18 protein-coding genes and 1 pseudogene are annotated in these 23,010 nt (G+C 63.9%); 10 read left to right on the top strand and 9 right to left on the bottom strand.

Going from position 1 to position 23,010, the window contains the following annotated elements; genetic code table 11:
- Positions 1 to 72 precede the first annotated feature (72 nt).
- The 3 genes from Ssi02_RS29160 to Ssi02_RS29150 form a co-directional block, all read right to left on the bottom strand.
- The gene (locus tag Ssi02_RS29160) at positions 73 to 2,655 is read right to left on the bottom strand and encodes a tetratricopeptide repeat protein (RefSeq protein ID WP_204030806.1); all 2,583 of its coding nucleotides are present in this window, start codon (positions 2,653 to 2,655) and stop codon (positions 73 to 75) included.
- 975 nt (positions 2,656 to 3,630) lie between these two features.
- Positions 3,631 to 5,493 carry a tetratricopeptide repeat protein gene (locus tag Ssi02_RS29155; protein ID WP_204030805.1) on the bottom strand — a complete coding sequence of 621 codons (1,863 nt, stop codon included), beginning with the start codon at positions 5,491 to 5,493 and terminating at the stop codon, positions 3,631 to 3,633.
- A gap of 324 nt (positions 5,494 to 5,817) precedes the next feature.
- Positions 5,818 to 6,888 (bottom strand): IS630 family transposase, encoded by a 1,071-nt coding sequence (locus tag Ssi02_RS29150; RefSeq protein WP_204030804.1) that lies wholly within the window; start codon positions 6,886 to 6,888, stop codon positions 5,818 to 5,820.
- A 161-nt stretch (positions 6,889 to 7,049) separates the two neighbouring features.
- Here Ssi02_RS29150 and Ssi02_RS29145 point away from each other — a divergent pair, with 161 nt between their 5' ends.
- Positions 7,050 to 7,892, top strand: a complete 843-nt coding sequence (locus Ssi02_RS29145) for an IS5 family transposase (RefSeq protein ID WP_204030803.1) — start codon at positions 7,050 to 7,052, stop codon at positions 7,890 to 7,892.
- 18 nt (positions 7,893 to 7,910) lie between these two features.
- On the opposite strand, the gene Ssi02_RS39970 is transcribed toward Ssi02_RS29145, so the two are convergent.
- From Ssi02_RS39970 to Ssi02_RS29120, 5 genes are all read right to left on the bottom strand, one after another.
- Entirely contained in the window at positions 7,911 to 8,354 is a 444-nt protein-coding gene (locus Ssi02_RS39970) for a GntR family transcriptional regulator (RefSeq protein ID WP_204030802.1), read from the bottom strand.
- 183 nt (positions 8,355 to 8,537) lie between these two features.
- Positions 8,538 to 8,978: an ATP-binding protein gene (locus tag Ssi02_RS29135; RefSeq protein WP_275410760.1), complete on the bottom strand. Its 441-nt coding sequence runs from the start codon at positions 8,976 to 8,978 to the stop codon at positions 8,538 to 8,540.
- A 127-nt stretch (positions 8,979 to 9,105) separates the two neighbouring features.
- Positions 9,106 to 9,606, bottom strand: coding sequence for an ATP-binding protein (locus Ssi02_RS29130; protein WP_275410757.1), 501 nt, complete (start codon positions 9,604 to 9,606; stop codon positions 9,106 to 9,108).
- A gap of 769 nt (positions 9,607 to 10,375) precedes the next feature.
- Positions 10,376 to 10,582 carry a site-specific integrase gene (locus Ssi02_RS29125; protein ID WP_204030799.1) on the bottom strand — a complete coding sequence of 69 codons (207 nt, stop codon included), beginning with the start codon at positions 10,580 to 10,582 and terminating at the stop codon, positions 10,376 to 10,378.
- Between the two features lie 180 nt (positions 10,583 to 10,762).
- Positions 10,763 to 11,635, bottom strand: coding sequence for a hypothetical protein (locus tag Ssi02_RS29120; RefSeq protein WP_204030798.1), 873 nt, complete (start codon positions 11,633 to 11,635; stop codon positions 10,763 to 10,765).
- A gap of 589 nt (positions 11,636 to 12,224) precedes the next feature.
- Here Ssi02_RS29120 and Ssi02_RS29115 point away from each other — a divergent pair.
- The 4 genes and pseudogenes from Ssi02_RS29115 to Ssi02_RS29105 all read left to right on the top strand — a co-directional run bounded on the left by Ssi02_RS29115 (position 12,225) and on the right by Ssi02_RS29105 (position 15,588).
- Positions 12,225 to 13,523: a M50 family metallopeptidase gene (locus Ssi02_RS29115; RefSeq protein ID WP_204030797.1), complete on the top strand. Its 1,299-nt coding sequence runs from the start codon at positions 12,225 to 12,227 to the stop codon at positions 13,521 to 13,523.
- Positions 13,524 to 13,901: 378 nt separating this feature from the next.
- A complete protein-coding gene (locus Ssi02_RS29110; RefSeq protein ID WP_204030796.1) occupies positions 13,902 to 14,582 on the top strand; it encodes a hypothetical protein in 681 nt (226 codons plus the stop codon).
- Positions 14,583 to 14,901: 319 nt separating this feature from the next.
- Positions 14,902 to 15,147 (top strand): annotated as a pseudogene (locus tag Ssi02_RS38955) (DUF2201 family putative metallopeptidase); the annotation flags it as partial.
- A 33-nt stretch (positions 15,148 to 15,180) separates the two neighbouring features.
- Positions 15,181 to 15,588 (top strand): VWA-like domain-containing protein, encoded by a 408-nt coding sequence (locus Ssi02_RS29105; RefSeq protein WP_239130008.1) that lies wholly within the window; start codon positions 15,181 to 15,183, stop codon positions 15,586 to 15,588.
- A gap of 80 nt (positions 15,589 to 15,668) precedes the next feature.
- Here the strand turns inward: Ssi02_RS29105 and Ssi02_RS29100 are convergent, their stop codons facing one another.
- The gene (locus Ssi02_RS29100; RefSeq protein WP_204030795.1) at positions 15,669 to 16,433 is read right to left on the bottom strand and encodes an IclR family transcriptional regulator; all 765 of its coding nucleotides are present in this window, start codon (positions 16,431 to 16,433) and stop codon (positions 15,669 to 15,671) included.
- 186 nt (positions 16,434 to 16,619) lie between these two features.
- Between Ssi02_RS29100 and Ssi02_RS29095 the strand changes: the two genes are divergently transcribed.
- The 5 genes from Ssi02_RS29095 (at position 16,620) to Ssi02_RS29075 (ending at position 23,009) form a co-directional block, all read left to right on the top strand.
- A complete protein-coding gene (locus Ssi02_RS29095; RefSeq protein WP_239129967.1) occupies positions 16,620 to 17,870 on the top strand; it encodes an ABC transporter ATP-binding protein in 1,251 nt (416 codons plus the stop codon).
- Between the two features lie 89 nt (positions 17,871 to 17,959).
- A complete protein-coding gene (locus Ssi02_RS29090; protein ID WP_204030794.1) occupies positions 17,960 to 19,075 on the top strand; it encodes an ABC transporter substrate-binding protein in 1,116 nt (371 codons plus the stop codon).
- A gap of 45 nt (positions 19,076 to 19,120) precedes the next feature.
- Positions 19,121 to 20,920: an ABC transporter permease gene (locus Ssi02_RS29085; RefSeq protein WP_204030793.1), complete on the top strand. Its 1,800-nt coding sequence runs from the start codon at positions 19,121 to 19,123 to the stop codon at positions 20,918 to 20,920.
- Positions 20,917 to 21,933, top strand: coding sequence for an arginase family protein (locus Ssi02_RS29080; RefSeq protein WP_204030792.1), 1,017 nt, complete (start codon positions 20,917 to 20,919; stop codon positions 21,931 to 21,933). Before Ssi02_RS29085 ends, Ssi02_RS29080 begins: the two co-directional genes overlap by 4 nt.
- Positions 21,930 to 23,009: an alcohol dehydrogenase catalytic domain-containing protein gene (locus Ssi02_RS29075; protein WP_204030791.1), complete on the top strand. Its 1,080-nt coding sequence runs from the start codon at positions 21,930 to 21,932 to the stop codon at positions 23,007 to 23,009. Before Ssi02_RS29080 ends, Ssi02_RS29075 begins: the two co-directional genes overlap by 4 nt.
- The last annotated feature ends 1 nt before the right edge of the window (position 23,010 follow it).

The following is a 23,010-nucleotide window of genomic DNA, read 5'->3' as shown; positions in this document are numbered from 1 at the left end:
CCGCACCGCCCACGCGCCCGATAGGTGAACGCGAGTATGACTGTCACATCGATTTCATGCGGCCAAAGCACTTCAACCCTCATCTAGAAGATGATTCGCTTCTTCGGTCAGTTTGTCAGCTTCAGCTGAATCGTCTTCTACGCAGATATAGCTGAGATTGTAAAGGGAATAAGCAAGGTCGTATCGGTAGCGGTCGGGGTCTTGTCTAACCAGCTCTCGATAGATGGTGACAGCTTTCTTGGAAGCAGGCAGGGCTTCGACTAGGCGGTCCACCTGCAACAGATGGCAGCCGAGGTTGTTTAGGGTGTGGGCGAGGTCTGCGCGGTGGCGGTCGGGATCGAGCCTAGCCAGCTTTCGGCGGATGGTGACAGCTCTCTGTTCAGCAGTTATGGCTTCAGCTAAACGACCCACCTTCGATAAGTGGAAACCGAGGTTGTATAGGAAGTGGGCGAGGTTTGCGCCGTGGCGGTCGGGGTTGGGTCTGGCCAACTCTCGGCTGATGGTGACGGCTTCCCTCGCTGCGGCCAGAGCTTCGGCTGGATAATTGAGCTCTGACAAGCGGTTGCCGAGGATGTTTAGGGTGTCGGCAAGGAGCGCGCGGTGACGATCGGGGTGAAGCCTAGCCAGCTCTCGGCTGATGGTGACGGCTTCCCTGGCCGCGGCCAGAGCTTCCGTGTCATTGCCAATAGCCGAGAGATAGATGCTGAGGTTTGCAAGGGAGCGGGCTAGGTCTGCGCGATGGCGGTCAGGATTGAGTCTGGCCAGCTCTCGATAAATAGTGGCTGCTTCCTTGGCTGGGGATTGAGCTTTCGCGTTATTGCCAATAGCCGAGAGATAGATGCTGAGGTTTGCAAGGGAGCGGGCTAGGTCTGCGCGATGGCGGTCAGCGTCGACTCTGGCCAGCTCTCGATAAATAGTGGCTGCTTCCTGGGCTGCGGCCAGAGCTTCAGCTGGATGATTGAGCTCTGACAAGCAGTTGCCGAGCATGTGTAGAGTGTCGGCGAGGTCTGCGCGGTGGCGGTCGGGATCGAGTCTGGCCAGCTCTCGGCTGATGGTGACGGCTTCCCTGGCTACAGCCAGAGCTTCGGCTGGATGATTGAGCTCTGACAGGCAGGCACCGAGGTTTGCTAGGGAGTGGGCGAGGTCTGCGTAGTGGCGGTCGGGATCGAGTCTGGCCAGCTCTCGATAAATAGTGACGGCTTCCCTGGCTGCGGCCAGAGCATCAAACAAGTGGCCTACATGCGAAAGGTGTACAACAAGTGCATCCAGCCAGTGCGCCTTCTCCGCGACATCTTCCTTGTCCGGAACGCTATCCAGCAACCGTTTAGCCAGCAGCACGCGAGCCCCACCCAAGATCAGCGAACGGGACGGCAGTGCATCGTGTAACGCCCTCAGAGTCTCCCGAGATGCAATGAGGCCACCCACCTCATTGGCCAACTCTGGAAGCAGGCGATGCAAGATCTCCCTGGCTTCATCCAGCTCTTGCGCGGCCCGCGCCAGCATCATTAAGGCGCGTCGCTCCCGGTACCCGTCCAACCCCTCAAGACAGCCCATCAACAGCGCTGGCGAATCGCTCAACTGCCGCGTCACGTGCAGCTCCGCCAACCGATCCGGCCGCAACTGCCCGAACCACTCGCGCCCGTCACCCGCTTGGGGGGGATATAACTCCCGCAACCAGTCGGCCACCGCCCCCGACACCGTGCCATCCGGAACCCGCCCCACCAGCTTCACCGCCTCAGCCCGGCTGTGTGCTCCCAGCAGAGTCCCCACCGCAACTGTCTGCTCCACCACCAGTGCACTCAACCCATCGACACCGCCAGTGAACCCCCGCGCCTGAGCGCTCCGCAACCAGAACCGCCGCTCATGCCCCAGCAGCTCCTCCAGCACATCCCCCATCCCCACGCTGATCGCGCCTGCACCATCACTGCCGTGCTGTATCGAACGCAGCACTGCCACCAGCGCCGCTGCATGCAGATCCAAAACCCGATGCGGCCCCACACCCGGCTCCACCTTCACCCCGGTCGGTATCTCCACCCCCAGCCGCTGCGCGAAGTACGGGACCGCCCCCAGTACCAACTCGATATCCGAAATGCCGTCACCCACCTGCTCGGTCAGCACGATGCCCTGACCGGCCGCCGCCACCATCTGTCGCACCCGCGCCGATTGCCCGCCCAGCTGCCGCCACCACTCCCCGGCACTGCGCGCGACCAGGAGCACCCGCACCTGTCGGCCCTCATCGGCCGCTGCCTCGTTCAGCAGAGAGGCCAGCCCGGTCCTGGTCTCGGCGTAGTCCACCACCAGCAGCAGCCGCCCTCCACTCACCTCCCGCAGTCGGGACAGCACCTCGGCCTCAGCCTCATCCGCAACCGGCAGAAACCTCCACGAACGGTCCAGCTGCCGCGCCAGCTCCGCAGCGAGCCGCGACTTGCCGACCCCGCCCGGCCCCACCAGCAGCCGCAACCGCCCCGCATCTGGATCGGAGCACCAGGCCAGCAGCTCGGCAAGCTCCCTGTCCCGCCCAGTGAACGGCACCACTGCCTCTGACGCGTTCAGCAGCAGCGCCGGCGCACTGTTGGGACCAAGTTCCGCGAGGCGCTCGAGAGCCGAGTGCGCCGCACGCTGCGTCCGCCACCGCTCTAGCAGCAATGGCGCCAACAAGGCTCCAACTGCGCCTAGGAAGGCACCAGCTATCGGCAGCCACCCCTTGCCATCGGTGAGTGCCGCGATCCCAGCCGCTGCACCAGCACAGGTCATCGCACCGAGCGCTCCACGTATCCACCACCACAAGCCCATACCTTCTGTGTAGGCATCCCGAGCAGCGCGCACGCGCTCCGTTACCTAATCGCAAACCCATGAAACCGCGCCACACAACCTGTTCTCGCATTGTGCAGGTCGAAAGATCTGCCTGCACACAAGGGCCGTAGAGACTCCTGATAGGGCAGGCGCCGTAGATGCAACTGCATCCTGTACGTGTCTGCCAGTGGGCGTTACGGTCGCCACGGGATTCGGCAGTCACGGGTGAAGGGCGACCGTCGACAAGGCATTCGTCCCTCATGCCCTGTCCTCGAACGCTGTGGAGCGGCATCATGCAAAACCTGTGGTGAGGAGGCGAGACCGTCTCTGGCGTATCCCGAGTCGTCGTCTCGGGATGAGGCTCCACCACGTGCTGAATGATAGTGGGGAGGGGGCGCAGTGGCGGGTGCCGTCTGCATAGGTCGTACTCTCCGCTTCACAATCCAATCACCTTGTTAGGCGATCTTAGGCAGCATGGATCTTAGACTGGCTACAGCTCGGGCTGTCAATGCGCAATATCCGCCACATAGTCGCCCTGTGCTGTGTTTACCAACAAGACTATTTCTCTATTTCCTGCAAACCCTGTTTGCGTGATTTATTCAGGTCACATCTTCAGACTCATGCCTACCGTTGACTCGAGACACGGCAAATGTCTCAGAAGTCGAAAGGTCCGACTGAAGGCGAAGCAGCAGCACTTCTTCGTCTGCTACATCAAGAAGATCCAATTTGGCCAAAGTGTCGGATCATACCTCTGTCCGAAATAGCCATCTCGCACGCTGCTCTGGCGGTGGGTTGACTTGCGTCTCTCGTGTCCCAGGTGGTCAACGGCATAGATAGTTACACTTGGGCTTCATTGATCACTCTAAGTAGCGTGCTTAGTTTTAGTTTGATCTCCGGATCAACATCGGCGTGATTTGCGAGACCTCTAAACAGAGTGGGATCGAATACGGCAATACGTCTCGAAGAGATGAGCTCTTGCAGGGTAGATGTAATAGCGTCGAAAGATGTACCCTCGACTAGATCCTTGGTAATTACGAGTTCGGCATAAGCGCCAGCAGTAAGGTGTTCTCCTCTGATATTATCGAGAGCTTCGCGCCCTTCCGCGTCCCTACCTTGCGACCACCTAACGGCGGCTAGGTTGATTAAATCAGTTTCGGCTTCTGATGCAATGAAGCTTGCAGCTGCCACGTCAAGGCTTTTCCCCTGACATAAATCGAGTATACCTTTAAACGATATCTTGATGTCTTCGGCGGCATCTTTCGAGCGGGTCAACTGTGCCAGCAGCTCTTCAGCAGCAGCAAGGTGTTGCGACACGAGGCTCATGTGGAGTGTGGAAGCGAGAAAAGTTATGTCTTTCTCGAATCTAGGTAGGTAGTCCAATAGCATGCGGAAAGCAGCGTCTGGGTCTCGATCAAGATGCCATAGGCACTGGGCCTTCCCTAGGAGGGCCCAAGCGAGATGAGGGTCCTGCTTCAGTGATTCATCTATTAGATTCCGTGCTTCCTCGATCAACGCCGGCTTGTACTGGAGGAGGAACCATGCATACTTAGCCGCGATCCACGCTACGAACTCTCCTTCGACTGCCGATTTGTACGTTTCATGGGCAGCTTGAACATCGCCCTCAAAGTGCAAGACGGCTTCAGCGAAGTAAGCCAAGGTGGTACGGCGCCAACTGTCCTCCGGATCGGTTAGGGCAATGTCGAACAGGCGCCGGGCTTCTTCGCGGTTGCCGTCTACCCTCCACACCAGGGAGCCGAGGTTCCGCGCCGCGATGAAGTTGTCTGGTTTGAGTTCTAAGGCTTTCTGAAATGCCGTACGGGCGGACTCGGTGCGACCTTGATGATCCTCATAGGCGCCAAAATTGTTCCAGAGCTCCGAGTCGTTTGGTCGAAGCTTGAATTGTTCGCGAAAATAGCTGGGAGAGGGAGAATAGCTATAGGAAGTAGCGCCCCTCACTACTATCGGTGCGGGCGATCCATCTGGCAGCTTCCCTCTGTTGAGCTTGAGGCCAACTCGATTGAACATCTCCTGTATATCAGGAGGGATAAAGTCGCCGGTCTGTTCAACTAAAAATGCCTGTGACGCACCGCTTCCTGTTGCGATAATACTCCCAGAGTGGCAGCCCTGGCTTACTGTATTGGTGCGCTGGGCGGCCTTCCTGTTCAAAGCGGCAAGTCTTTCTCTAATAACTTCTTGATCGATATTGGCGCGCAGGCTCCGTTCAATCGACTTGCGTTCATCCTTACGGATAGATCTTACCTCGCCTGCGACGATCAGACTCGGCTTGCTTGGTCGCATTACACTCAGCCGGAGGTCGCTCTCCGGTGCTGAGCTGTCGTCGAGGAATAGGCCGCTTAAGTCTTGGAAGTTTGACAGAAGTGCCACTACTGCCTGAGAGCCCTGGATCGCTCCCACAACAAATGTCAAATGCCTAAACTTCCATATGCTCCTCGGCAACTTTTCCAGCTGACTCGATGCTTGGCGCAATGCTGCTATAAGTGCGTCGAGATCGGCTTTATCGGGAAGCTCTGCTACTTTCCTGGCAATCCACACCCCCACAGGCTCTCGTCCGAACGTTGCAATCCCGGTGAATCCAACGATGGCCTGTAGTGTGGAACTTCGAACGGATATTAATTTGTGAGCGTTGTAAGTTAATGGCTTACCGGTCCTTGCGTCGGTTAATTTAAAATCGCAGGTCATGTGCAGCTGATGCTCTGAGGCAAGCGCTAAGACGAGAGTCACCCCATAGATGATACGCTGGACATCGCCGAACTATCTTTCTTGTCGGGAAGTAGAACAGTGGTGGCTGGCTCGGGCTTCCTGCCGCGCCGCTTCCGGTGCCAATGATGGTAGGGCAGGTCACGTCCCATCTGCTCCAGGTCGTGTTGCCACCGGAATGAGGTGGCTGGTCAAGGATGACGGCCCCACAGGTAGTCGGCTGGTCTACGACCTTGGCCCACAAACTAATCACTATCGCCCATTTTTATGGCTTGTCCTCCACCTAGAGAGATTTAAAGGCGGAAGTTATGGCGGCTGGAAGCCCAGCCCCGTCTTGGCGACGAACCCGGCGATAAGATCGGGCCGGTACTGCATGCGCCTGAGTCGGCCGCGCACCGCCGACACCAGCTCCTCCACGGTCCGCAGCGGCAGGTTGGCCATGCTCCTCTTCATGTGCGCCCACACCGCCTCGACCGGGTTCAGCTCCGGCGCGTAGGCCGGAAGGCGGAACACCGTCAGCCACGGCCGGACCTCGATCAGCCGCCGCATCGCGGCCGAGGTGTGCGTGTTCAGGTTGTCCCACACCAGCACGATCGGCCCGCCCAGCGTGCGGTGCGCGCCGTCGAGCAGCGAGGCGTAGTCCGCCTCGGCGAACCCCTTGCGCCCGCCCCTGCGCGCCGGGCGGCCGCGGGTGCGAAACAGCAGCTTCGGCCGGTGCCCCGGCCTGACGGCGACCAGGCCCGCGATCGAGACCCGCCCGCCTCCTCCGGCGGGCAGCGACACGACAGGCGTGCGGCCTCTGCGCCCCCAGGTGCGCCCCAGCGGCGACCTCAGGGAACGTCCGGCCTCGTCCTCGAAGACGATCCAGGCGCCCTGCTCGCCCGCTGCTCTTTTTTTACCTGCTCCCACCCCTCCCGCCTCCAGGTCGACACCGCCTCCTCGTCGCGCTCGGCAGCGCGCCTGGTCGGAACCTGCCGACTCCATCCGATGCGCCGCAGCAGGTAGCTCACCCCGGCCTGGGTGTAATCCACCCCGGTACAGGCGGTCGATCATCTCGGCGATCCGGGCCAGGGTCCAGCGCAGGTCGTCCCAGCCGAAGGCGGCCGGGCCCTCCTCCAGCACCTTCTGCAGGTCGGTGAGCTGGGCCGGGCTGAGCTTGCACCCGGCGCCGCCGGCTCCCCTGGAGAGCAGGGCCCCGCGTCCGCCGCTCTCCAGCGCCCTGCGCCACCGGCCGACCGACATCGGGGTGACACGCAGCTCGCGGGCGATCTGGATGTCGGTGGCGCCCTCGGCGAACCGGTCGGCCGCCCGCATCCGGAGGATCTCGCGGCGCTTGCGCTGCTCGGCGGTCAGTCCACCGCCATCGGGATATCTCATGCCTTAGGCATCGCATCCCGGCGACGGCCTGCCATCTGACGCTCAGGTGACGGTACCTAACCCTCACCTTTGAATCTCTCTAGAGGGTGTCTGAAAAGCTGGCCGACCAGTAACTGGTCGTGATGTCCCCTTTATGAGGTGCTGGGTACGGGAGGTCCCCCATGCCCGGTCACCGCCGCCCCTACCCGACCGACCTCACCGATCGGGAGTGGGCACTGCTGGAACCCCTGATCCCCGCGCCGAAGCCCGGGGGCCGCCCGGTGGTGCACCACCGTCGGGAGATCGTGGACGCGATCGCCTACTGGCTGCGTGCCGGCTGCGCATGGCGGCTGCTGCCGCACGACTTTCCGCCCTGGCAGACCGTTTACCACTACTGGCGGCTCTGGCGGGAGGAGAACCGCTGGGAGGCCGTCGCGGCGGCCCTGCGCGAACGGGAGCGCATCCGCCGGGGCCGGGATCCCGCCCCGAGCGCGGGCGTGATCGACAGCCAGAGCGTGAAGGGCACCGAGCGGGGCGGTCTGCACGGGTACGACGGCGCCAAGAAGGTGTTCGGGGTCAAACGGCACCTGCTGGTGGACACCCTGGGGCTGGTGCTGGGCACCTGTGTCAGCCCGGCGAGCGTCGACGACCGGGAGGGGGCCGCGGTGTTGCTGCTGCGCACCGCAGACCGCCTGCCCCGACTGCGTCACCTCTGGGCGGACCAGGGCTACCGCGGTGAGCGCTTCACAGGCTGGGCACGCGAGGAGCTCGGCCTGACCGTGCAGATCACCGTCCGTGCGGACGGCGGGGCACGGCGTACATGGGCCAAAAAGGGCGCGCCGCCACGCGAGGTGGCCCGGATCGCGGTGGTCCCGCGCCGCTGGGTGGTGGAGCGGACGTTCGCCTGGCTGGGGAGGTACCGGCGCCTGTCGCGCGACTACGAGTTCCTGATCAGGGCCTCTGAGAGTGTCATCTACGCCGCGACCTGCATGCTGCTCCTTCATCGTCTCGGAGCGTCACGATGACGACTTCTCAGACACCCTCTAGTGTCGACAATCGACCACGAAAACGCCTCTTCCCAGAACGGTGAACACGAGATGATCGGCTCGCAGTAGTGCCACCGCAGCTTGCACTGTGCTTTGCGAAACTCTGTAGTGCTTGGCCAACTCTGCCTCGGTAGGTAGCCGATCGCCCGGGGGCAGCCGGCCACTGTCGATCTGCTGTCTCAGGTCGGCAGCGACCAGGTCATACTTGCGGGGGAGACGCCGCCTGGGCACCGAACGCGAGCCCACATAGGAGCCCTCGGGGTGGATGGTGTGGATGGCGCCGTCTCGGCAGAGGACGGCTATTGCCCGTCGTACCGTGCCACGACAGACACTGTGCCGTCTCATTAGCTCGGATTCGGAGGGCAGGAGATCGCCGGGGGCAAGCCTGCCCTCGCTGATGTCGGTCCTGATCAGGTTGACTATCCGCAGATAGGGCGGCATAAGGTCGCTCCTATGGTCGGGGCTGTGGGCAGGTGCACCTGGGAAACTCGTCGCTGGGCTCTCCCTCCGGTTGTTAGGAGCGGCGGCTCCTACAAGGGCCGTGGAACACCGGCCTGGGGGCGTCAGGCGGAGGGCGTACGTCCGCCATGCCTCACAGGGAGCTCAAGGTGAAGAGGAGCGGTCTCAGGGGCCGCCATCCAAGAGACGGTGGTCAGGGAACTCAGCCCGCATCGGGTAAGTCGGTGTGCCGTGCGGGCCGTCCCAGTACCCCACCGCATCGGCCAGGCCGTGGAGGATCAGTAGGGCAAGTCCGTCTGTGGTGTCCGGAACGGGCTCGTCTTGAGCGGTGTTGTGCCGTTCTCTGAAGGTGGGGATCCCGGTAGGGCCGCAGTCATAGACGGTCACCCGCGAGTGCTCCCCGTGTCGGCCGTACCGCTGAACCTCCACTATGAAGGAGGTGAAGTACGGCCTGCCTTCATTGCGTGTCACCGCCACATTGACCAGCTCCGATACGACGGCCACCGCGTCGTCGATAAGGGGGAGGTCCTGCATCATGGTGCGCACGAATGCCCTGACGTGTCGGGCTTGTTCAGGCCGGCAAGGGAACAGCCGCCGCCAAATCATGCCATCAGGACGGAGCCGGTATGCCGCCAGCAGTAGCCGGGGGTCGTCCATGCCGGTTGGCGGGACGAACGGTCGGCCCCGAGCGTCCTTGAACACCGGTGTGTTCGTTGCTGGCGATGCCGTGACTTTATCCGCGTGCATCGCCCACTACCGTCATCCGGCATCCAGTTGACCAGGAGGACTCAAGCTCGAACCACACGCCGGTTCCGTCCTCGTCGGGGTAGCAGCCCCACCGGTCGGCCAGCTCCTCCACCAGCAACAGTCCCCGGCCTCCCTCGTGTTCTTGGTTCTTATGCACGGCTCTCACTGAGACCGCGGGGCCGTCGTCGATCACGTCCAGACGGATTCGGCCGCGCTCTCGGTCCGCCTTCAGCAGCACCGTGACCTCACCGTGGCGGGAGCAGGAGTGGACCACCGCGTTCGCCACCAGCTCGCTCACCAGAAGCACCGCCACCTCGATGACTTCGCTCCCGACCCCGTGCAGAATCAGCAGTCCCTGCACCCAGCGCCGCACCACCCCCACATCAACCGGTGAACCCGGTACGTCTATACGGCGAAAGCACGAGTCTCGACGTCGGATCCTCGTCGGCCAGGGATGCTCACCCCACCCGACCCCGACCGCTCTCATGACGCCGCCGGCTTGGCGAGCTGGTAAGAGGCGCCCTTGCTGGAAAGCGCCTGGAAGTGCGCTCGAAGACTCGTTCCCGCGCAAGGCAGCCTGTGAAGGACCTGGATGTAGCGAACGCACTGTCGTTGCCGGTCAAGCCGTTCCATTGCTGCACTCCTTGTCTCGTGACCGTGAATACCGACGTCAAGTCAGCTGGGTGGTCCCGTGGTAGGAAGCCAGGTTCAGGGCGAGTCGTCGACTGCCGGCAGTCCTTAGTTTCCGCAGCACTAGACGTCGGTTGAACTGGTAGCGATCGTTGCCGTTGAGGAGTGGCGGGGCCACCGCGTTTGAGAGACGTTCAAGACGTTTACGGTTAGCGTCGAAGCCGTCCCGATAGTCATTTCACCTGTGGAGTGGGCCCCGCCTGAAGGCCCTAAGCGGCAACTTGCGCTCCTACCGTTCGCTGGTGCCGTCACTCTCGGTACGCGGTAGCGATGGATTCAGCCCCGGTTCCGGTGCTCTCGGCGAGCATGCGATCCAAAGATCTTGCTAACGCTGGTGCTAACAACGCCTCTGGACAGCACCAAACGAGTGTGGACTTAGGGAGGGTCTGGACCTCACTCGACCAGGCCCTGAAGGCTGTGCTGGACGCTCCCGGACGATCAGATCCTGACTACGGATCAGAAGGTTAGGGGTTCGAGTCCTCTCGGCCGCGCCACATAAGAAGGCCCGTGAACAGGCGAAACGCCGGTCACGGGCCTTAGTGTTTCTTGGCTGAATCGAGATCTTGCTAGCAGGGCTCGCGGCCTAGTCGCCGACGGTCTTTGTGAAGATGTCCGCCGCCGAGGCTTTGGTCGCCCGGATCACATGGGCGGTAGACCTGGAGAATGATCGCGGGGTCGGCGTGTCCGAGGTGGGCCGCGACCACGTGAACGGGGACGCCGGCGAGTAGGAGCGTCGTCGCGTGGATGTGCTGAAGGTAAATCTGGACGACCATGACCGAAGGGCCTCATAGAGCCGGCTCGGTCTGTCGCCGCTACGCTCCCGCATCGCGTGCAGCAGCCGCTCGGACCGGCTCATGGGCAGCCCTGTGAACGGCTCCACTCACACTGGCTCAGCTCGTGACACGACATCCATCTATGCAGGATGCCCGCCTGGCTATGTTCTGCGATGCCCTTTAGAACGGGGGCTCGTCCAGTGCGTCGCCCTCCAGGGAGGTCGATGGCTTCGCAGTGGTGTCGTCTCTCAGCTGGGTGTACCAGTCGTGTCCGTTGACCCAGTCGTCGAACCAATCGGCCAAGGACGGGACGGTGATCGCGATCCCGACCTCAGGCGACTGTTCCTCGGGGAAGTCCCATCCGGCGCCATCCCAGAGATAGACGGGATTGCCTGGTTGAGTGAGCGACATGTACCAGTACACAGTGCAGCCTGCACCCACGAGTGGGAACCCCAGTGCCTCGCTGACCACAGGATCTTGTTCGAAGATTTCGACTGCATCGGGGTAGCCGTGCCTATGGGGCACCGGGTCGTCCTTGACGGGAAAGTGGAGAAGGTCGTAGCCGGGGCCGAAGCCGCCATTGCTCACCTCGGTGTAGACCCTGCGGAGGAGTTCTGGCAGTTCGTGACCAATGCGTTCTTCGCAGGCGAGCAGGTCGGCATGAGAGATCGGCGGGTACGGTGGCTCATGTGCGACGTTGCTGAAGTACTTGACGGCTTCGGTGGCACCTGATTCCAAGGCGGCCTCTATGAGGTGATCAGGTATGGGGTCGTCGAAACTGAGTTGGGTCACGCTGCCGTTTTCACGGAGCGGCTGCAGCGTGTGGTGGATGCGGCTTTCGATGCTCTCGCCGTACTCACGTTTGAGCCAGTCCAGTGGGACGTAGACCAGGTCGTGTCGGCGGGCGGGATCCCAGGCTCGTCTGCGAATGCGCTCAATCAGATCATCGTGTGACATGTACGACAGAATGCCAGCGCAGGCCCAATGACAGTGGCGTTCAAGACCACGCCGGAGGGCCGTGCGATCGGCGGCGTTGCTGGCGACTGGTTGCATGAATGCTGCTTAGGCAAGCACAGCTCGTCGGCCCCGTCTCATCTTTGGAGATGAACCCCTGTTCCTTAGCCCCGGCCTACCGAGTGATGAGGGTCGGCCTGGACATTTCGCTCATGCAATTGATTCGGGTATGGAGCAGGCGCATGCCCGAATGTCGGCCGTTCTACTGGGATCCCGTCTACTGAGGTCCCGCAGTCATCTCCGCCGCGGCCTTGCACGTGGATCCCTGGGCTGAAGGAGGGGGCAGCTGACCGGCGTTCAGCCGGGTGGACGGGGGACATGCCATAGGCCCAAAGGCTCCTTTGGGTTGAGCGTGAACCTCTCCATGCTGTTAGGTCTGTCGGCATGCGTGGAGCCGGCGGAGCCGGTTGCGGGGGCGAGCGGTGGCGTCCAGGCTAGCCTTACTGATCGCCGCCATGCTTAAGAGAGGGGAACGGAGGCGGGTGCTGTTGATAGAGCTGGATGTCTACTTTCCTCCCGTGGAAAATGGCACTAGGCTCTGCGCCTCCTGTTGGAATCGTCTGTTTCCCGCGATTGATGGCTACTCAACTGTCCCGGACACGTCTCGCTATGGCGGGGGTATGCATATATGAGCTGGCTCTTTGTGGCAGGGATAGTCATCTTCCTCATCGGATTGATGCTCTCCATCGCTCTACACGAGTTGGGCCACCTGGTCCCCGCCAAGCTGTTCGGCGTCAAAGTCCCGCATTTCATGGTGGGCTTCGGCCCCACCATGTGGTCATGCCGAAAAGGGGAGACCGAATACGGGATCAAGTGGATCCCGTTCGGGGGCTACGTCCGCATGATCGGCATGCTTCCGCCCAGGTCAAACGACGATCCCGGCCAACTGCGCAAGGTCTCCACGGGGCCATGGCAGAGCCTGAACGACACGGCCCGGGAAGTCTCCCTGGAAGATGTCAGACCGGGCGATGAGGATCGGGTCTTCTACCGCAAAGCCTGGTGGCAGAAAGTCGTCATCATGTCCGGCGGACCGGCGATGAACTTTGTGCTGGCTTTTGGGCTTTTCGCCATCGTGTTGATGGGTTTCGGGGTCCAGGTGAGCCAGCCTGTGATCGACAAGGTCAATCGCTGCGTCATCCCCGCGAATGTCCAAGCTCGCGAATGCACCGCCGCCGATCCTCTCTCCCCTGCTGGCGCCGCGGGTCTTCGTCCCGGCGACCGCATCGTCACCTTCGACGGCCGGAAGATCGACTCGGGGGAGGGCGCCACACGTGCCATCCGCGCGCATGGAGCCGGCCCGGCCGTGGTCGGCATCCAGCGCGACGGCCGCGCCATGGACGTCAACGTCAATGTGATTGCCCAAGTGGTGTGGTCGTTGGACGAGTCCGACAAGTTTGAGGTGGCCGGTGTCCTCGGCTTCACCCCCGTGAAGTCAATCCAGCAGCAGAGCGTCGGCGCCGTCGCCACCCACATGTGGGACCTCACCGCCCGCACCGCGCAGTCGATCGTGCGCCTGCCCGAGAAGATGGTCGGTGTGTGGGAGGCTGCCTTCTCCGGTGAGGAGCGCGACAAGAACGGCCCCATCGGCATCATCGGCGCGGGCCGCATCGGCGGCGAGATCGCCTCCGCACCTATGCCCCTCGAGGCCAGAATCGTGTATCTGATCACTTTGCTCGCCGGGTTCAACCTGGCGGTCGGCGTGTTCAACCTGATCCCGCTGCTTCCCCTGGACGGCGGCCACGTCGCGGGCGCCCTGTGGGAGGGACTCAAGCGCGGCTTCGCCCGCGTCACACGCCGCCCCACTCCCGGCCACGTGGACATCGCCAAGGCGCTTCCCCTGACCTACGTGGCGGCCTTCTTGATGATCATCATGGCCGGACTGTTGATGTACGCCGACCTCGTCAACCCCGTGCGACTGCTCACCTGACCACGACCGTCAAGCAGCATCCCATCGGCCGACATCCACTGCCTGAGCAGGCCCAGGAGCCGCCGACAAGGACTGTGCCCCTTCCTGCGGATCAGTCTGCTCGGCCGTGCCACAGGTCAAAGGCGCTCTGGGATCATTCCAGAGGGCATTTTTCGATCTTGTACGGCGACAAAGTGCAGCTACACGATCAGCTGTCCCCGTCCAAGCTCGGTTGAGCCGGCCGAGCGCCTTTCGTGTCTCAAGTAACGGGACTACGACAGCGATGGCACAGGGAAAGCTTGTCGACCTTGCCTCCAGGGAGTCATCGGTTGTCCGTCACCGGACGGATGGTGAGAGCCCTTCCGTGAGATGTCGCCGGCATCCGATTGGATGAGGCCCATGACCGCTCACGATGTGGCTCGTCTCCTTCCGGATGTCCCGACGCTCCGTGATCTATGCCGGTCCATGGCGATGCTGGAGGCCATCCTGAGCCCGGCGTGGTCCAGCCGCTACCACTCCTGCGACGCGGGCTGGGGCCCTGGGGAAGAGTTGGCCTCGATGCGCAACGGCTCGGGAGACGAATACTCCATTGTCTTTTCCGCGGCAGGGGCCTACATTCGCGGCTTCGCTCACGAGGCTGTGATGAGCCCATACGGCAACGATGGGCCGTGGCCGGGAGTGCTCGACGCCATCCCAGTAGCCTTCCGCCACTGTGTGCGAGAGCCCGCGTTCTGCGACGAGGACGGTATGCCGGTTGTGACCGCTTGCCTGTGGCGTGCGACCGATGATCAGCGGTGGCGGGCGGGTGAGATTGACTGTGAGATTGACTACCCGGACGGCGTGAGCGATCCCGATGGGGCGGTGTACTTGTTCGCACAGCTCGTCGACCCGACTCCGGAGGCGTTCCAGCGGTTTGCGGAGGACTACTACGACGTATCCGTGGACCTCAATGCGGCCCGGCACATCTACGCCCTCCGTCCGCTGACGCAGACGGTGGTCACTGCCCTGAACGCCGACCTTTCCGTGGAGGACCTCGCCGACGACCTTGCGGCGGCCCGGTATCCGTCGATTGCCGGCTGAGAAGCGAGAGGGCCAGTCCGAGTTCTGTCCGGTGAGAGCTGGGACAGTAACGCTGAGGTGCATTGAAGGAGTGCTGTACGGCAGGGCGTGCAGCAATATCGTCTTGACATAGAAGCAGCAACGGACTGCTGCGCCAGTACTTCGGCAAAGGCGTCGATCTGTCTGTCCCCACCTGAGAGGACCTCGACGCCGTTGCTGCCGAGCTGTACGGCTGTTCACGCGAGACGCTCGGCTGCGGTTTTCCCAGCCGAGCGGTGAGGTCGGTCGGACTCATCACGTGGATGGATCTCCGGCATGAGCGCTGCCTCCTCTTCGGGAGATGCATCACACCACCCGCGTTGCGGGCAATCCGCGAGGGGCTGTAAACCGCCACTGTGCAACCCGGCCTGGGAACGCCCCGAAGGGGGGGCGGCGGTGGGCGGAGGAGGCGTTTCACCCGCCACAGCCGTGGCGGGAGCTGCTCGGCGCGGCGGTTCGCTCGGCGGCTTCAGGTCCGGGGGCCGGGGAGGACTACACCTATGGTCGGCCGTCGCGGCGGTCCGCCGGCCTGCCCGGCGTCATCCTGCCGAGCCTGCGGCGCAGGCCGCCGCGAGTCTCCGTGGTCATCGACACATCCGGGTCGGTCAGCGACACCGAGTTGGGTAGTGCGCTTCTTGAGGTCGCCGCGATGGTCCGCGTTCTGGGCGGGCGGCGCGACCTGGTCAGCGTGTTGTCCTGCGACGCGGCGGCCACGGTCGTGGACTCCATGTGCCGTGCCGAGGGAATTCCGCTGGTGGGCGGTGGCGGGACGGATCTGCGTACGGGCTTCGCCAAGGCACTGCGAGCGAGTCCTCGGCCAGACGTCATCGTGATCCTGACCGACGGCCAGACTCCCTGGCCGGATGCGCCACCACCATGCCGCACAGTGGTGGGACTGTTCCCGCGGGGGACGCGGTGGGACGAGGACGATCCCGATTATGTGCCGGACACACCGCCCGAATGGGCACGGGTAGTTCACATCGGCTAGCGGCTGCCAGGCCGGCCTTTCCGCGGCGAGCCTTTCGGGATCGACTCCTCATCGGGTGCTGAAGGTGCACCTGCAAACGGTCAGAACGTGTGCGTGAGTTCGTGGACCAGCATGGTCCCGACTTCCACAAGGCGGTTCTGGGGCAGGCGAGAGGTCGGTCCCGACAAGGCGATCGAGCCGATGCACCTCCCGTTGTGGTTCAAGGGAGCCGCCACGCACGAAGCCCCGACAAGAGTTTCGTCGATGTCGAGGGCGAATCCCGCGCTGCGGGCTTCGTCGACGCGTTGACGCAGGTCCAGGGGGCCCTTGGCGGCGCGTTCTGTGCCGCCGGAGTAGTTCAGGGTGCCGAGGACCTCGTCCAGGGTGATGCCGTCGAGGGTCGACAGGTAGGCGCGGCCCACTGCGGAGCAGTGCATGGGGCGCACCGTGCCGACTCGCTCTTGAAGGGTGAGCACCTCCGATGAGGGCTGGTATTGGACGTAGACCATGTTGCCTTGGGCGGGGGCAGCGAAAAGGGAGGCTTCGCCGGTTTGGCCGGTGAGCAGCTTGAGGAGGGGACCGACCTTCTCCATCAGCTGTTCGTGGGCGGGGTGGTTGACGATCAGCCCGTAAAACCGCTCCGGGCGGATGGTGAACTCCTTGGTGGCGTCGTCGCGGGCGACGTAGCCGGCGTCCACGAGGTCACCGAGGATTCGCAAAGCGCTGCTGCGGTTCACGTTGACCAACCGCCCCACCTCGGCCGCCGTCGCAGACTTGGTGGCCAGTTGTTCAAGAACCATGAGGCCGCGCCTGATGTGCGACATGCTCCCGAGGTCGCTGTTGTCCCGTGATCGCTTGTCTGGCATAGAGATGATTCTCTCCTCACCAAGATCCTGGACTGACCTGTTCTCGGAATTTCTCAGTGTGCTGTGGAGCGTGGCCCCGCACTGAGGTGTGTTGCGCTGTTGGCAACATAGCACGCCTTGCTTGAGGTGGAGAAGCATGGAATCCCGGCGCTGAGCGACCGCTGTGGCCAGGGATGAGGTGCTTCAGTGCTGGTCACCCCCTTGACACGCCTTCCGGGGCTGCCTATGTTCAGCAGCCATACGCGTTGCATTGATTGCAACTCTACCGAGGAGTTGAGGATGTCCGAGGTGTTGGAGGGCGTCCAGGTCGTCGACCAGGTCGCGACGGGCGGTGAGGTTGAGTTGGACGGCCTGTCGAAGAAGTATGGAACGGTCCAGGCGGTGCGTGAAGTCTCGCTGAGCATCCGTCGCGGGGAGTTCTTGGCGATCCTGGGTCCCTCCGGCGCGGGAAAGACAACGCTGCTCAACATGCTCACCGGCTTTGAGAAGCCCACGAGTGGTGCGATCCGGATCGACGGCCGGGACGTCGCGCGGCTGGCGCCGCACAAGCGTGGGATCGGCGTGGTGTTTCAGCACTATGCGCTGTTCAAGCACATGACCGTCGCCCAGAACGTGGCGTTCCCCCTGCGTATGCGGCGGATGTCGCCGCGGGAACAGCGGAGCCACATTCAGCACGCCCTTGAGCTGGTTAAGCTAGAGGACTTCGCGACCCGATTCCCCGACCAGCTGTCCGGTGGCCAGCAGCAGCGGGTCGCGCTCGCTCGCGCAATTGTGTTCCGGCCGCCGCTGCTTCTCATGGACGAGCCGCTTGGCGCGCTCGACAAGCGGCTGCGCGAGCACATGCGAGTCGAGATCAAACGGCTTCAGCGGAATCTCGGCGCGACCGTCATCTACGTGACCCACGACCAGGGCGAGGCGCTCACGATGGCCGACCGGGTCGCGGTGATGAACGACGGCGCCGTCGAGCAACTCGGAACGCCCGACGACTTGTACGAGAGGCCGGCGAGTGCCTTCGTGGCCGACTTCGTCGGGGAGACCAACTTCTTTCAGGGGCGCACCGTACTCGACGCGGACGGCCGGGTCCGCGTTGTTCTCGACGGTGACCGGACGGGTCACCGCCGGGACGTGGACAACGCGGAGTCGCTCAAGGCCGACTGCGGTGTCGAAGTCGGGGTGCGCCCAGAGCAGGTTTCACTGCTGCCTGTGGAAGGCACCGACGGGCCTGACGTGGTCGGCAAGGTGTGTGAAGTGCTTTACGAGGGCGCGACGGCTTTGCATGTCGTCGAGACGGCAATCGGGAACGTGAACGCGCGCCTCTCGCTCAAGAACCTCCGAGAGACCCGATGGGCTGTCGGTGACCAGGTCGCCGTGCATTGGGATGCCCATGCGGCACGGGGCTACCACGTTGCGGATCGGAATTCATCCCCCTCGTCGTGACATCGCGGCGATACCTCAGCCTAGGCGAGCGCGGCCGCGGGCCAGGGCTCCAATCCGTGTGAGATCTGCACGATAGAAAGGTTCGGCTCATGAAGTTTTCTCGGAAGACCGTGTTGGGGGCGGTGGCGGCGGTCAGCACGCTGCTCGCGACCGCCGCCTGCGGGAGCGGCGACAGTGACACCTCGGGAGCGACCACTTCCGCCGGTCAGGTCATCGTCCCCGATCCCGGCGGTGACCTGGGCAAGGCGATGAAGAAGGCCTTCTTCGACCCGTTCGAAAAGAAGACCGGAATCGACGTCGTGCTCAGCTCCGGTGAGTTCGATGCCGCCGTCGTGCTCGCGGGTGTCAAGGCCGGTGCCCCGGCCTACGACATGCTGAACGTCAACGGCGCGGTGCTTCAGCGGTTCCGCGACGGTGCGGCGATCGAGCCGATCGACTACGCGCAGTGGCAGAACGGCGCCCGCGACAAGATCGCCCCGGTAAAGGCCGCCGACGACGCGGTACCGGCTTACTACATCTCCATCGTCCCGGCCTGGAGCACCGCGAAACTCGGCGACAAAGGGCTGACCTCGTGGGCGGACTTCTGGAACGTCGACAAGTTCCCCGGGAAGCGGACCCTCGCACCCGGCTCATGGGGAGCGGGCGGTGCGACGTTTGAAATCGCGGCCATGGCCGCCGGGGTGGCGCCGAAAGACCTCTACCCGATCGACTACGACAAGGTGTTCGCGAGTCTGGACCGGCTCAAGCCGAATCTGGTGAAGTTCTGGGAGACCGGCGCCGAGCCCATTCAGCTGCTCACCGGCGGCCAGGTGACGGGCACCAGCGCGTGGAACGGCCGCGTCGCCGGCGCCCAGGACAAGGGCGTGCCGGTGGCCAGCACGTGGAACCAGTCGATCCTTCAGTACGACAACTGGACGATCCTCAAGGGCGCCAAGAACGCGGCGAACGCGCAGAAGCTCCTGGCCTTCATGATGGAGGCCCAGCCTCAGGCGGACTTCGCGAACGCGATCACCTACTCGCCGGCTAACTCCGCGGCATTCGACCTGCTCTCCGCCGACCGCGCGGCCAAGCTGCCGACATCGCCGGACAACGTCGCGTCCGCCGTGACCCAGAACTACGAATGGTGGACGGCTAAAGCCCCGGGGTCCGACAAGAGCAATGAGGAAGTCGCCATCGAGCGCTGGCAAGCGTGGGCCTCGAAGTAGGCCGCGACGTGTCTGCGATCAAGACGACCTCGATCTAGGAGATCCATGTCGGTCGACAGCTCCACGGAGCGGTTTACCGGTGGTCTGGCCGCCCGCCCGCGGCGCCGGCCAGACCGCCGGTGGCTCACGCTCGTGCCGCTCCTGGCAGTCCTGATTCTGCTGTTCGTCGTCCCGCTGTTCTCGCTGCTGATCGACAGCTTCCGCAGCGAGCAGGGATTCACCCTGGAGAACTACCGCGAGCAGGTGACCTCACCGGTCTTCTGGCGTGCGATCCGCCGCACCCTGGTCATCGCCGCGATCTCGACCGGGATTTGTGTCGTGCTCGGGTATCTCATGGCCTACGCACTCACCCGAATGCCCAAACGGCTACGTGGCGTGCTGATGGTCGTGGTGCTCGTGCCGTACTTCACGAGCATCCTGATCCGCTCCTACGCGTGGATCGCGATCCTCGCGCCGGGCGGGCTCGTCGCCCGCACGCTCGCGCTGGTGGGTATCGACTCTCCCCCCGACCTGGTGTTCAACCAGACCGGTGTGCTGATCGGGACCGTGCAGATCCTGCTGCCGCTGGCGCTGTTGCCGATTTACAGTGTGATGAGCGGCATCGACCGCGCTTCTGTGCGCGCCGCGCAAAGCCTTGGGGCCTCGCCCGCTGTGGCGCACTGGCACGTATACCGGCCCGCGACGTCGTCGGCGGTCATGGCGTCCGCTGCTCTGGTCTTCATCAGCAGTCTTGGCTTCTACGTGACGCCCGCGTTGCTCGGCGGCCCGGGTGACGCGCTCATCGCACAGTCCATCCTCGTGCAGTTCTCGAACCTCGTGGATCCCGCCGGGGCGGCGGCGCAAGCCGTACTGCTCCTGCTGATCGTCCTGATGTTGTTCGTCGTTCTCTTCCGCTATCTCGCGCCTTCGCTGTCTGTCGAAAGCACCGGGTCGGCTACCCCACGGCGTGGTCGTCGTGCGGACACCACCGAACGGCGTGAGAATCTGCGTGCCCTGCGTGCCCGGATTCTCGACAGCGGTCTCGACGCCGTCGGGCGGTTGCGCCTGCCCATCTTGGTGTGCGGCTGGATCGTGGGCGCGGCGCTGCTCGCCACGCCACTTGTCGTGGTGGCCATCTGGTCTTTCAGCGACGCGACGTATCTGACGTTCCCGCCGGAGGAGTATTCGACCCGGTGGTTCGCCGACTACTTCACCGATGAGGCGTGGATCGGCTCGACGTTCCTCAGCCTGGGCATCGCCTCCGCCTCCGCTGTGATCAGTGTCGTCATCGGCGGATTCGGGGCCTTCGGTCTTGTGCGCGGCCCGAAGCGCCCGCGGTTGCCGATCGCGATCCTGGTCGCGATGCCGTTGATCGTCCCTCCGATGATCTACAGCCTCGGATTCTTCATCCTCGTGGCGCCGCACGACGTCGTCGGCACGAACCTGGGGCTGATCATGCCTTACGTGGTGCTGGGACTGCCCTTCGCGGTCTCCATCACGGCGGCGGCACTGCGCAACCTCGACCAGCGGCTGGAGAACGCCGCGCGCAGTCTCGGCGCGGGATCGCTCTCGGTGCTCCGGCACGTGCTGCTGCCCGCGCTGCGCCCGGCACTGATCAGCGGGTTCGTGTTCGCCTTCCTCGCCGCGTTCGACGACGTCGTCGTCGCCACCTTCATGTCGGGTCCGACGGCGGTGACGCTGCCGCTGCGGATGTTCCAAGACATCAAACTCGAAGTGAGCCCGAGGACAGCCGTGGTCGCCGTCGTCCTGCTTGGAGCAGGAGCGGCCGCGGTGCTCCTCCGGTTCGTCATGGCTTGGCTCGTGCGTGCCGTACGGGTGGCGCTGAGCCGAAGGGGAGCCTCATGAGCACCACAGTCATCGCGGAGATGACCTCACCCTATGTCGAGCATCAGGAGTTCCCTGACCTCGTCTATCCGACCTCGGTCACGGCCACGCTGGCGGCTTTCCGTGAGGCGTTCCCGGCCGCGGCGCGGCTCGTGCCGGAGGAGGACGGCGGGGCGGCGGCGCTGAGCGTGCACAGCCGCGACTACGTCGACTTCGTCAAGGAGGGCTCCCGGCGGCCGGAGGGTGCCACGAAGTTCCCCCTGAACGTCGTCGCGCTCCCCGAGCTGAAGGTCTCCGAGCCGCGCACCTTCGAGGGCAGGCACACGCAGTACTTCTTCGACGAGATCACCCGTGCCACCCCCGCGCTGTGCGAGGGGGCGCTGATCAGCGCGGCTGCCTCTCAGCAGGGTGCACGCCGGCTCGCGGAGACCGCGCAAACCGCGGAGCACGCGTTGATGCTCGTGCCGACCCGTCCTCCGGGTCACCACGCCCTCCCTTCGGTGGGCGGTGGTCTCTGCGTGTTCGCAAACGCCGCCATCGCGGCACGCGAACTCTCCCGCAGCGGCCGGGTCGTCGTGCTTGACATCGACCAGGACCACGGCAACGGCACCCAGGGTGTGTTCTACGACGATCCGTCGGTTCTGACGATCTCGATCCACGCCGAGGGCTGGCCTCACGTCGCGGGGTTCGCGGAGGAGACCGGAGGGCCCGGCGCGCCCGGCACCAATCTCAACCTCCCGCTGCCCACCGGCACAGGGTTCGACGGCTACGCACCCGCTCTTGAGACCGCTTTGGAGACGATCGCCCGCTTCGAAGCTAGGTATCTCGTTCTCGCTTTGGGCTACGACGCCCAGCGGGAGCAGGGGTTCGGCCTGCTTCGCCTGGATTCGGAGGACTTCGGCGTGCTTGGTCGCCGTATTGCCGGGTTGGGCCTGCCGACGCTCGTGACCACCGAGGGGTGCTACGGGTATTACGAGTCGACCGCAGTGGCGGCGACCCACTTCTTCCAGGGGTGGGCGGAGCAGTGGCGGTGAGTGGCACCATGCGCGCCGCGCTCCTGACCGGCATCGACCGGCCACTGGAGATCCGGGAGGTGCCGATCCCTCAGATCGGACCCGACGAGGTGCTGATCCAGACGTTGTCCAGCGGTGTATGCCGCACTGACCTGCACATCCAAGACGGCCTGGCCTATGTGCCCCGGCTGCCGCACATCATGGGTCACGAACCCGCGGGCATCGTGGTCGAACGCGGCGAAGCGGTTTCAGAGGTCGAAGTCGGCGAAGTGGTCGTACCGCATCTGTTCATCGCGGACCGGGAGTGTCGCTACACCCAGGCCGGTGCCGACGCACAGGCACTGCACCTACAGGGAATCCTCGGCGTGACACTGCCGGGCGGCTTCGCCGAGTATTTCAGGGCACCTGCCCGAAATCTCCTGAAGGTCCCCGCAGGGCTCGACCCCAGGATCGCCGGGCTTTCGAGCTGCGCGGTCATCACGGCTGTGCACGCCTACCGCCGCGGAACGGTCACACCGGCGAGGACCGCGGTCGTGATCGGCGCGGGCGGTATCGGGCAGATCCTGGTCCAGCTCCTGGTCGGCGCGGGCGTGGCGACTGCGGTCGTCGACGTGAGGGAGGAAAACCTCGCACTCGCGATCAGCAACGGGGCCGGCCACACCGCGTTGGCGTCGGCGGCGGACCGCGTGCAGGTTCTTCGTAGCTGGGCGGACTCCCAAGCCGTACGGAGTGAACCTGGCGGTTGGAGTGACGGCGTGGATCTGGTGATCGACCTGGTGGGGTCGACGGCGAGCATGGCCGACGCCGCCCAGTATGTGCGCCGCCGGGGCCGGATCGTCGTCGTCGGGGAGGAACCCGACTTTCCCGGTATCAGCTCGACGACCATCGCCCAGCGCGAGCTGGAGATCGTCGGTTCGCGCAACGGTGATCGGAGCGATCAGCACGACGCGTTGCGCCTGCTCGCCGAGGGCGTCATCACCCCGCCGCTGGACGAGGAATATCCACTCGAGCACGCCAACGAAGCACTGGCCCGCCTGCGAAGCGGCCAGGCACGCGGCCGGGTCCTCATCACGCATGAGGCGATGCGCCGGCAGTAGG

Source organism: Sinosporangium siamense, assembly GCF_016863435.1.
In the GTDB taxonomy this organism is placed as follows: Bacteria; Actinomycetota; Actinomycetes; order Streptosporangiales; family Streptosporangiaceae; genus Sinosporangium; species Sinosporangium siamense.
Note: the sequence above shows the minus strand (reverse complement) of the source record. Positions and strands in the feature narration are given on the sequence as shown.

What these genes read in the sequence shown, in the direction of transcription:
- Ssi02_RS29155 (WP_204030805.1), bottom strand. Translation starts at nt 5,493, where the DNA reads ATGACCTGCGATTTTAAATTAACCGACGCAAGGACCGGTAAGCCATTA.
- Ssi02_RS29150 (WP_204030804.1), bottom strand. Translation starts at nt 6,888, where the DNA reads ATGAGATATCCCGATGGCGGTGGACTGACCGCCGAGCAGCGCAAGCGC.
- Ssi02_RS29145 (WP_204030803.1), top strand. Translation starts at nt 7,050, where the DNA reads ATGCCCGGTCACCGCCGCCCCTACCCGACCGACCTCACCGATCGGGAG.
- Ssi02_RS39970 (WP_204030802.1), bottom strand. Translation starts at nt 8,354, where the DNA reads ATGCCGCCCTATCTGCGGATAGTCAACCTGATCAGGACCGACATCAGC.
- Ssi02_RS29135 (WP_275410760.1), bottom strand. Translation starts at nt 8,978, where the DNA reads ATGATTTGGCGGCGGCTGTTCCCTTGCCGGCCTGAACAAGCCCGACAC.
- Ssi02_RS29130 (WP_275410757.1), bottom strand. Translation starts at nt 9,606, where the DNA reads ATGAGAGCGGTCGGGGTCGGGTGGGGTGAGCATCCCTGGCCGACGAGG.
- Ssi02_RS29125 (WP_204030799.1), bottom strand. Translation starts at nt 10,582, where the DNA reads ATGGTCGTCCAGATTTACCTTCAGCACATCCACGCGACGACGCTCCTA.
- Ssi02_RS29120 (WP_204030798.1), bottom strand. Translation starts at nt 11,635, where the DNA reads ATGCAACCAGTCGCCAGCAACGCCGCCGATCGCACGGCCCTCCGGCGT.
- Ssi02_RS29115 (WP_204030797.1), top strand. Translation starts at nt 12,225, where the DNA reads ATGAGCTGGCTCTTTGTGGCAGGGATAGTCATCTTCCTCATCGGATTG.
- Ssi02_RS29110 (WP_204030796.1), top strand. Translation starts at nt 13,902, where the DNA reads ATGACCGCTCACGATGTGGCTCGTCTCCTTCCGGATGTCCCGACGCTC.
- Ssi02_RS29100 (WP_204030795.1), bottom strand. Translation starts at nt 16,433, where the DNA reads ATGCCAGACAAGCGATCACGGGACAACAGCGACCTCGGGAGCATGTCG.
- Ssi02_RS29090 (WP_204030794.1), top strand. Translation starts at nt 17,960, where the DNA reads ATGAAGTTTTCTCGGAAGACCGTGTTGGGGGCGGTGGCGGCGGTCAGC.
- Ssi02_RS29085 (WP_204030793.1), top strand. Translation starts at nt 19,121, where the DNA reads ATGTCGGTCGACAGCTCCACGGAGCGGTTTACCGGTGGTCTGGCCGCC.
- Ssi02_RS29080 (WP_204030792.1), top strand. Translation starts at nt 20,917, where the DNA reads ATGAGCACCACAGTCATCGCGGAGATGACCTCACCCTATGTCGAGCAT.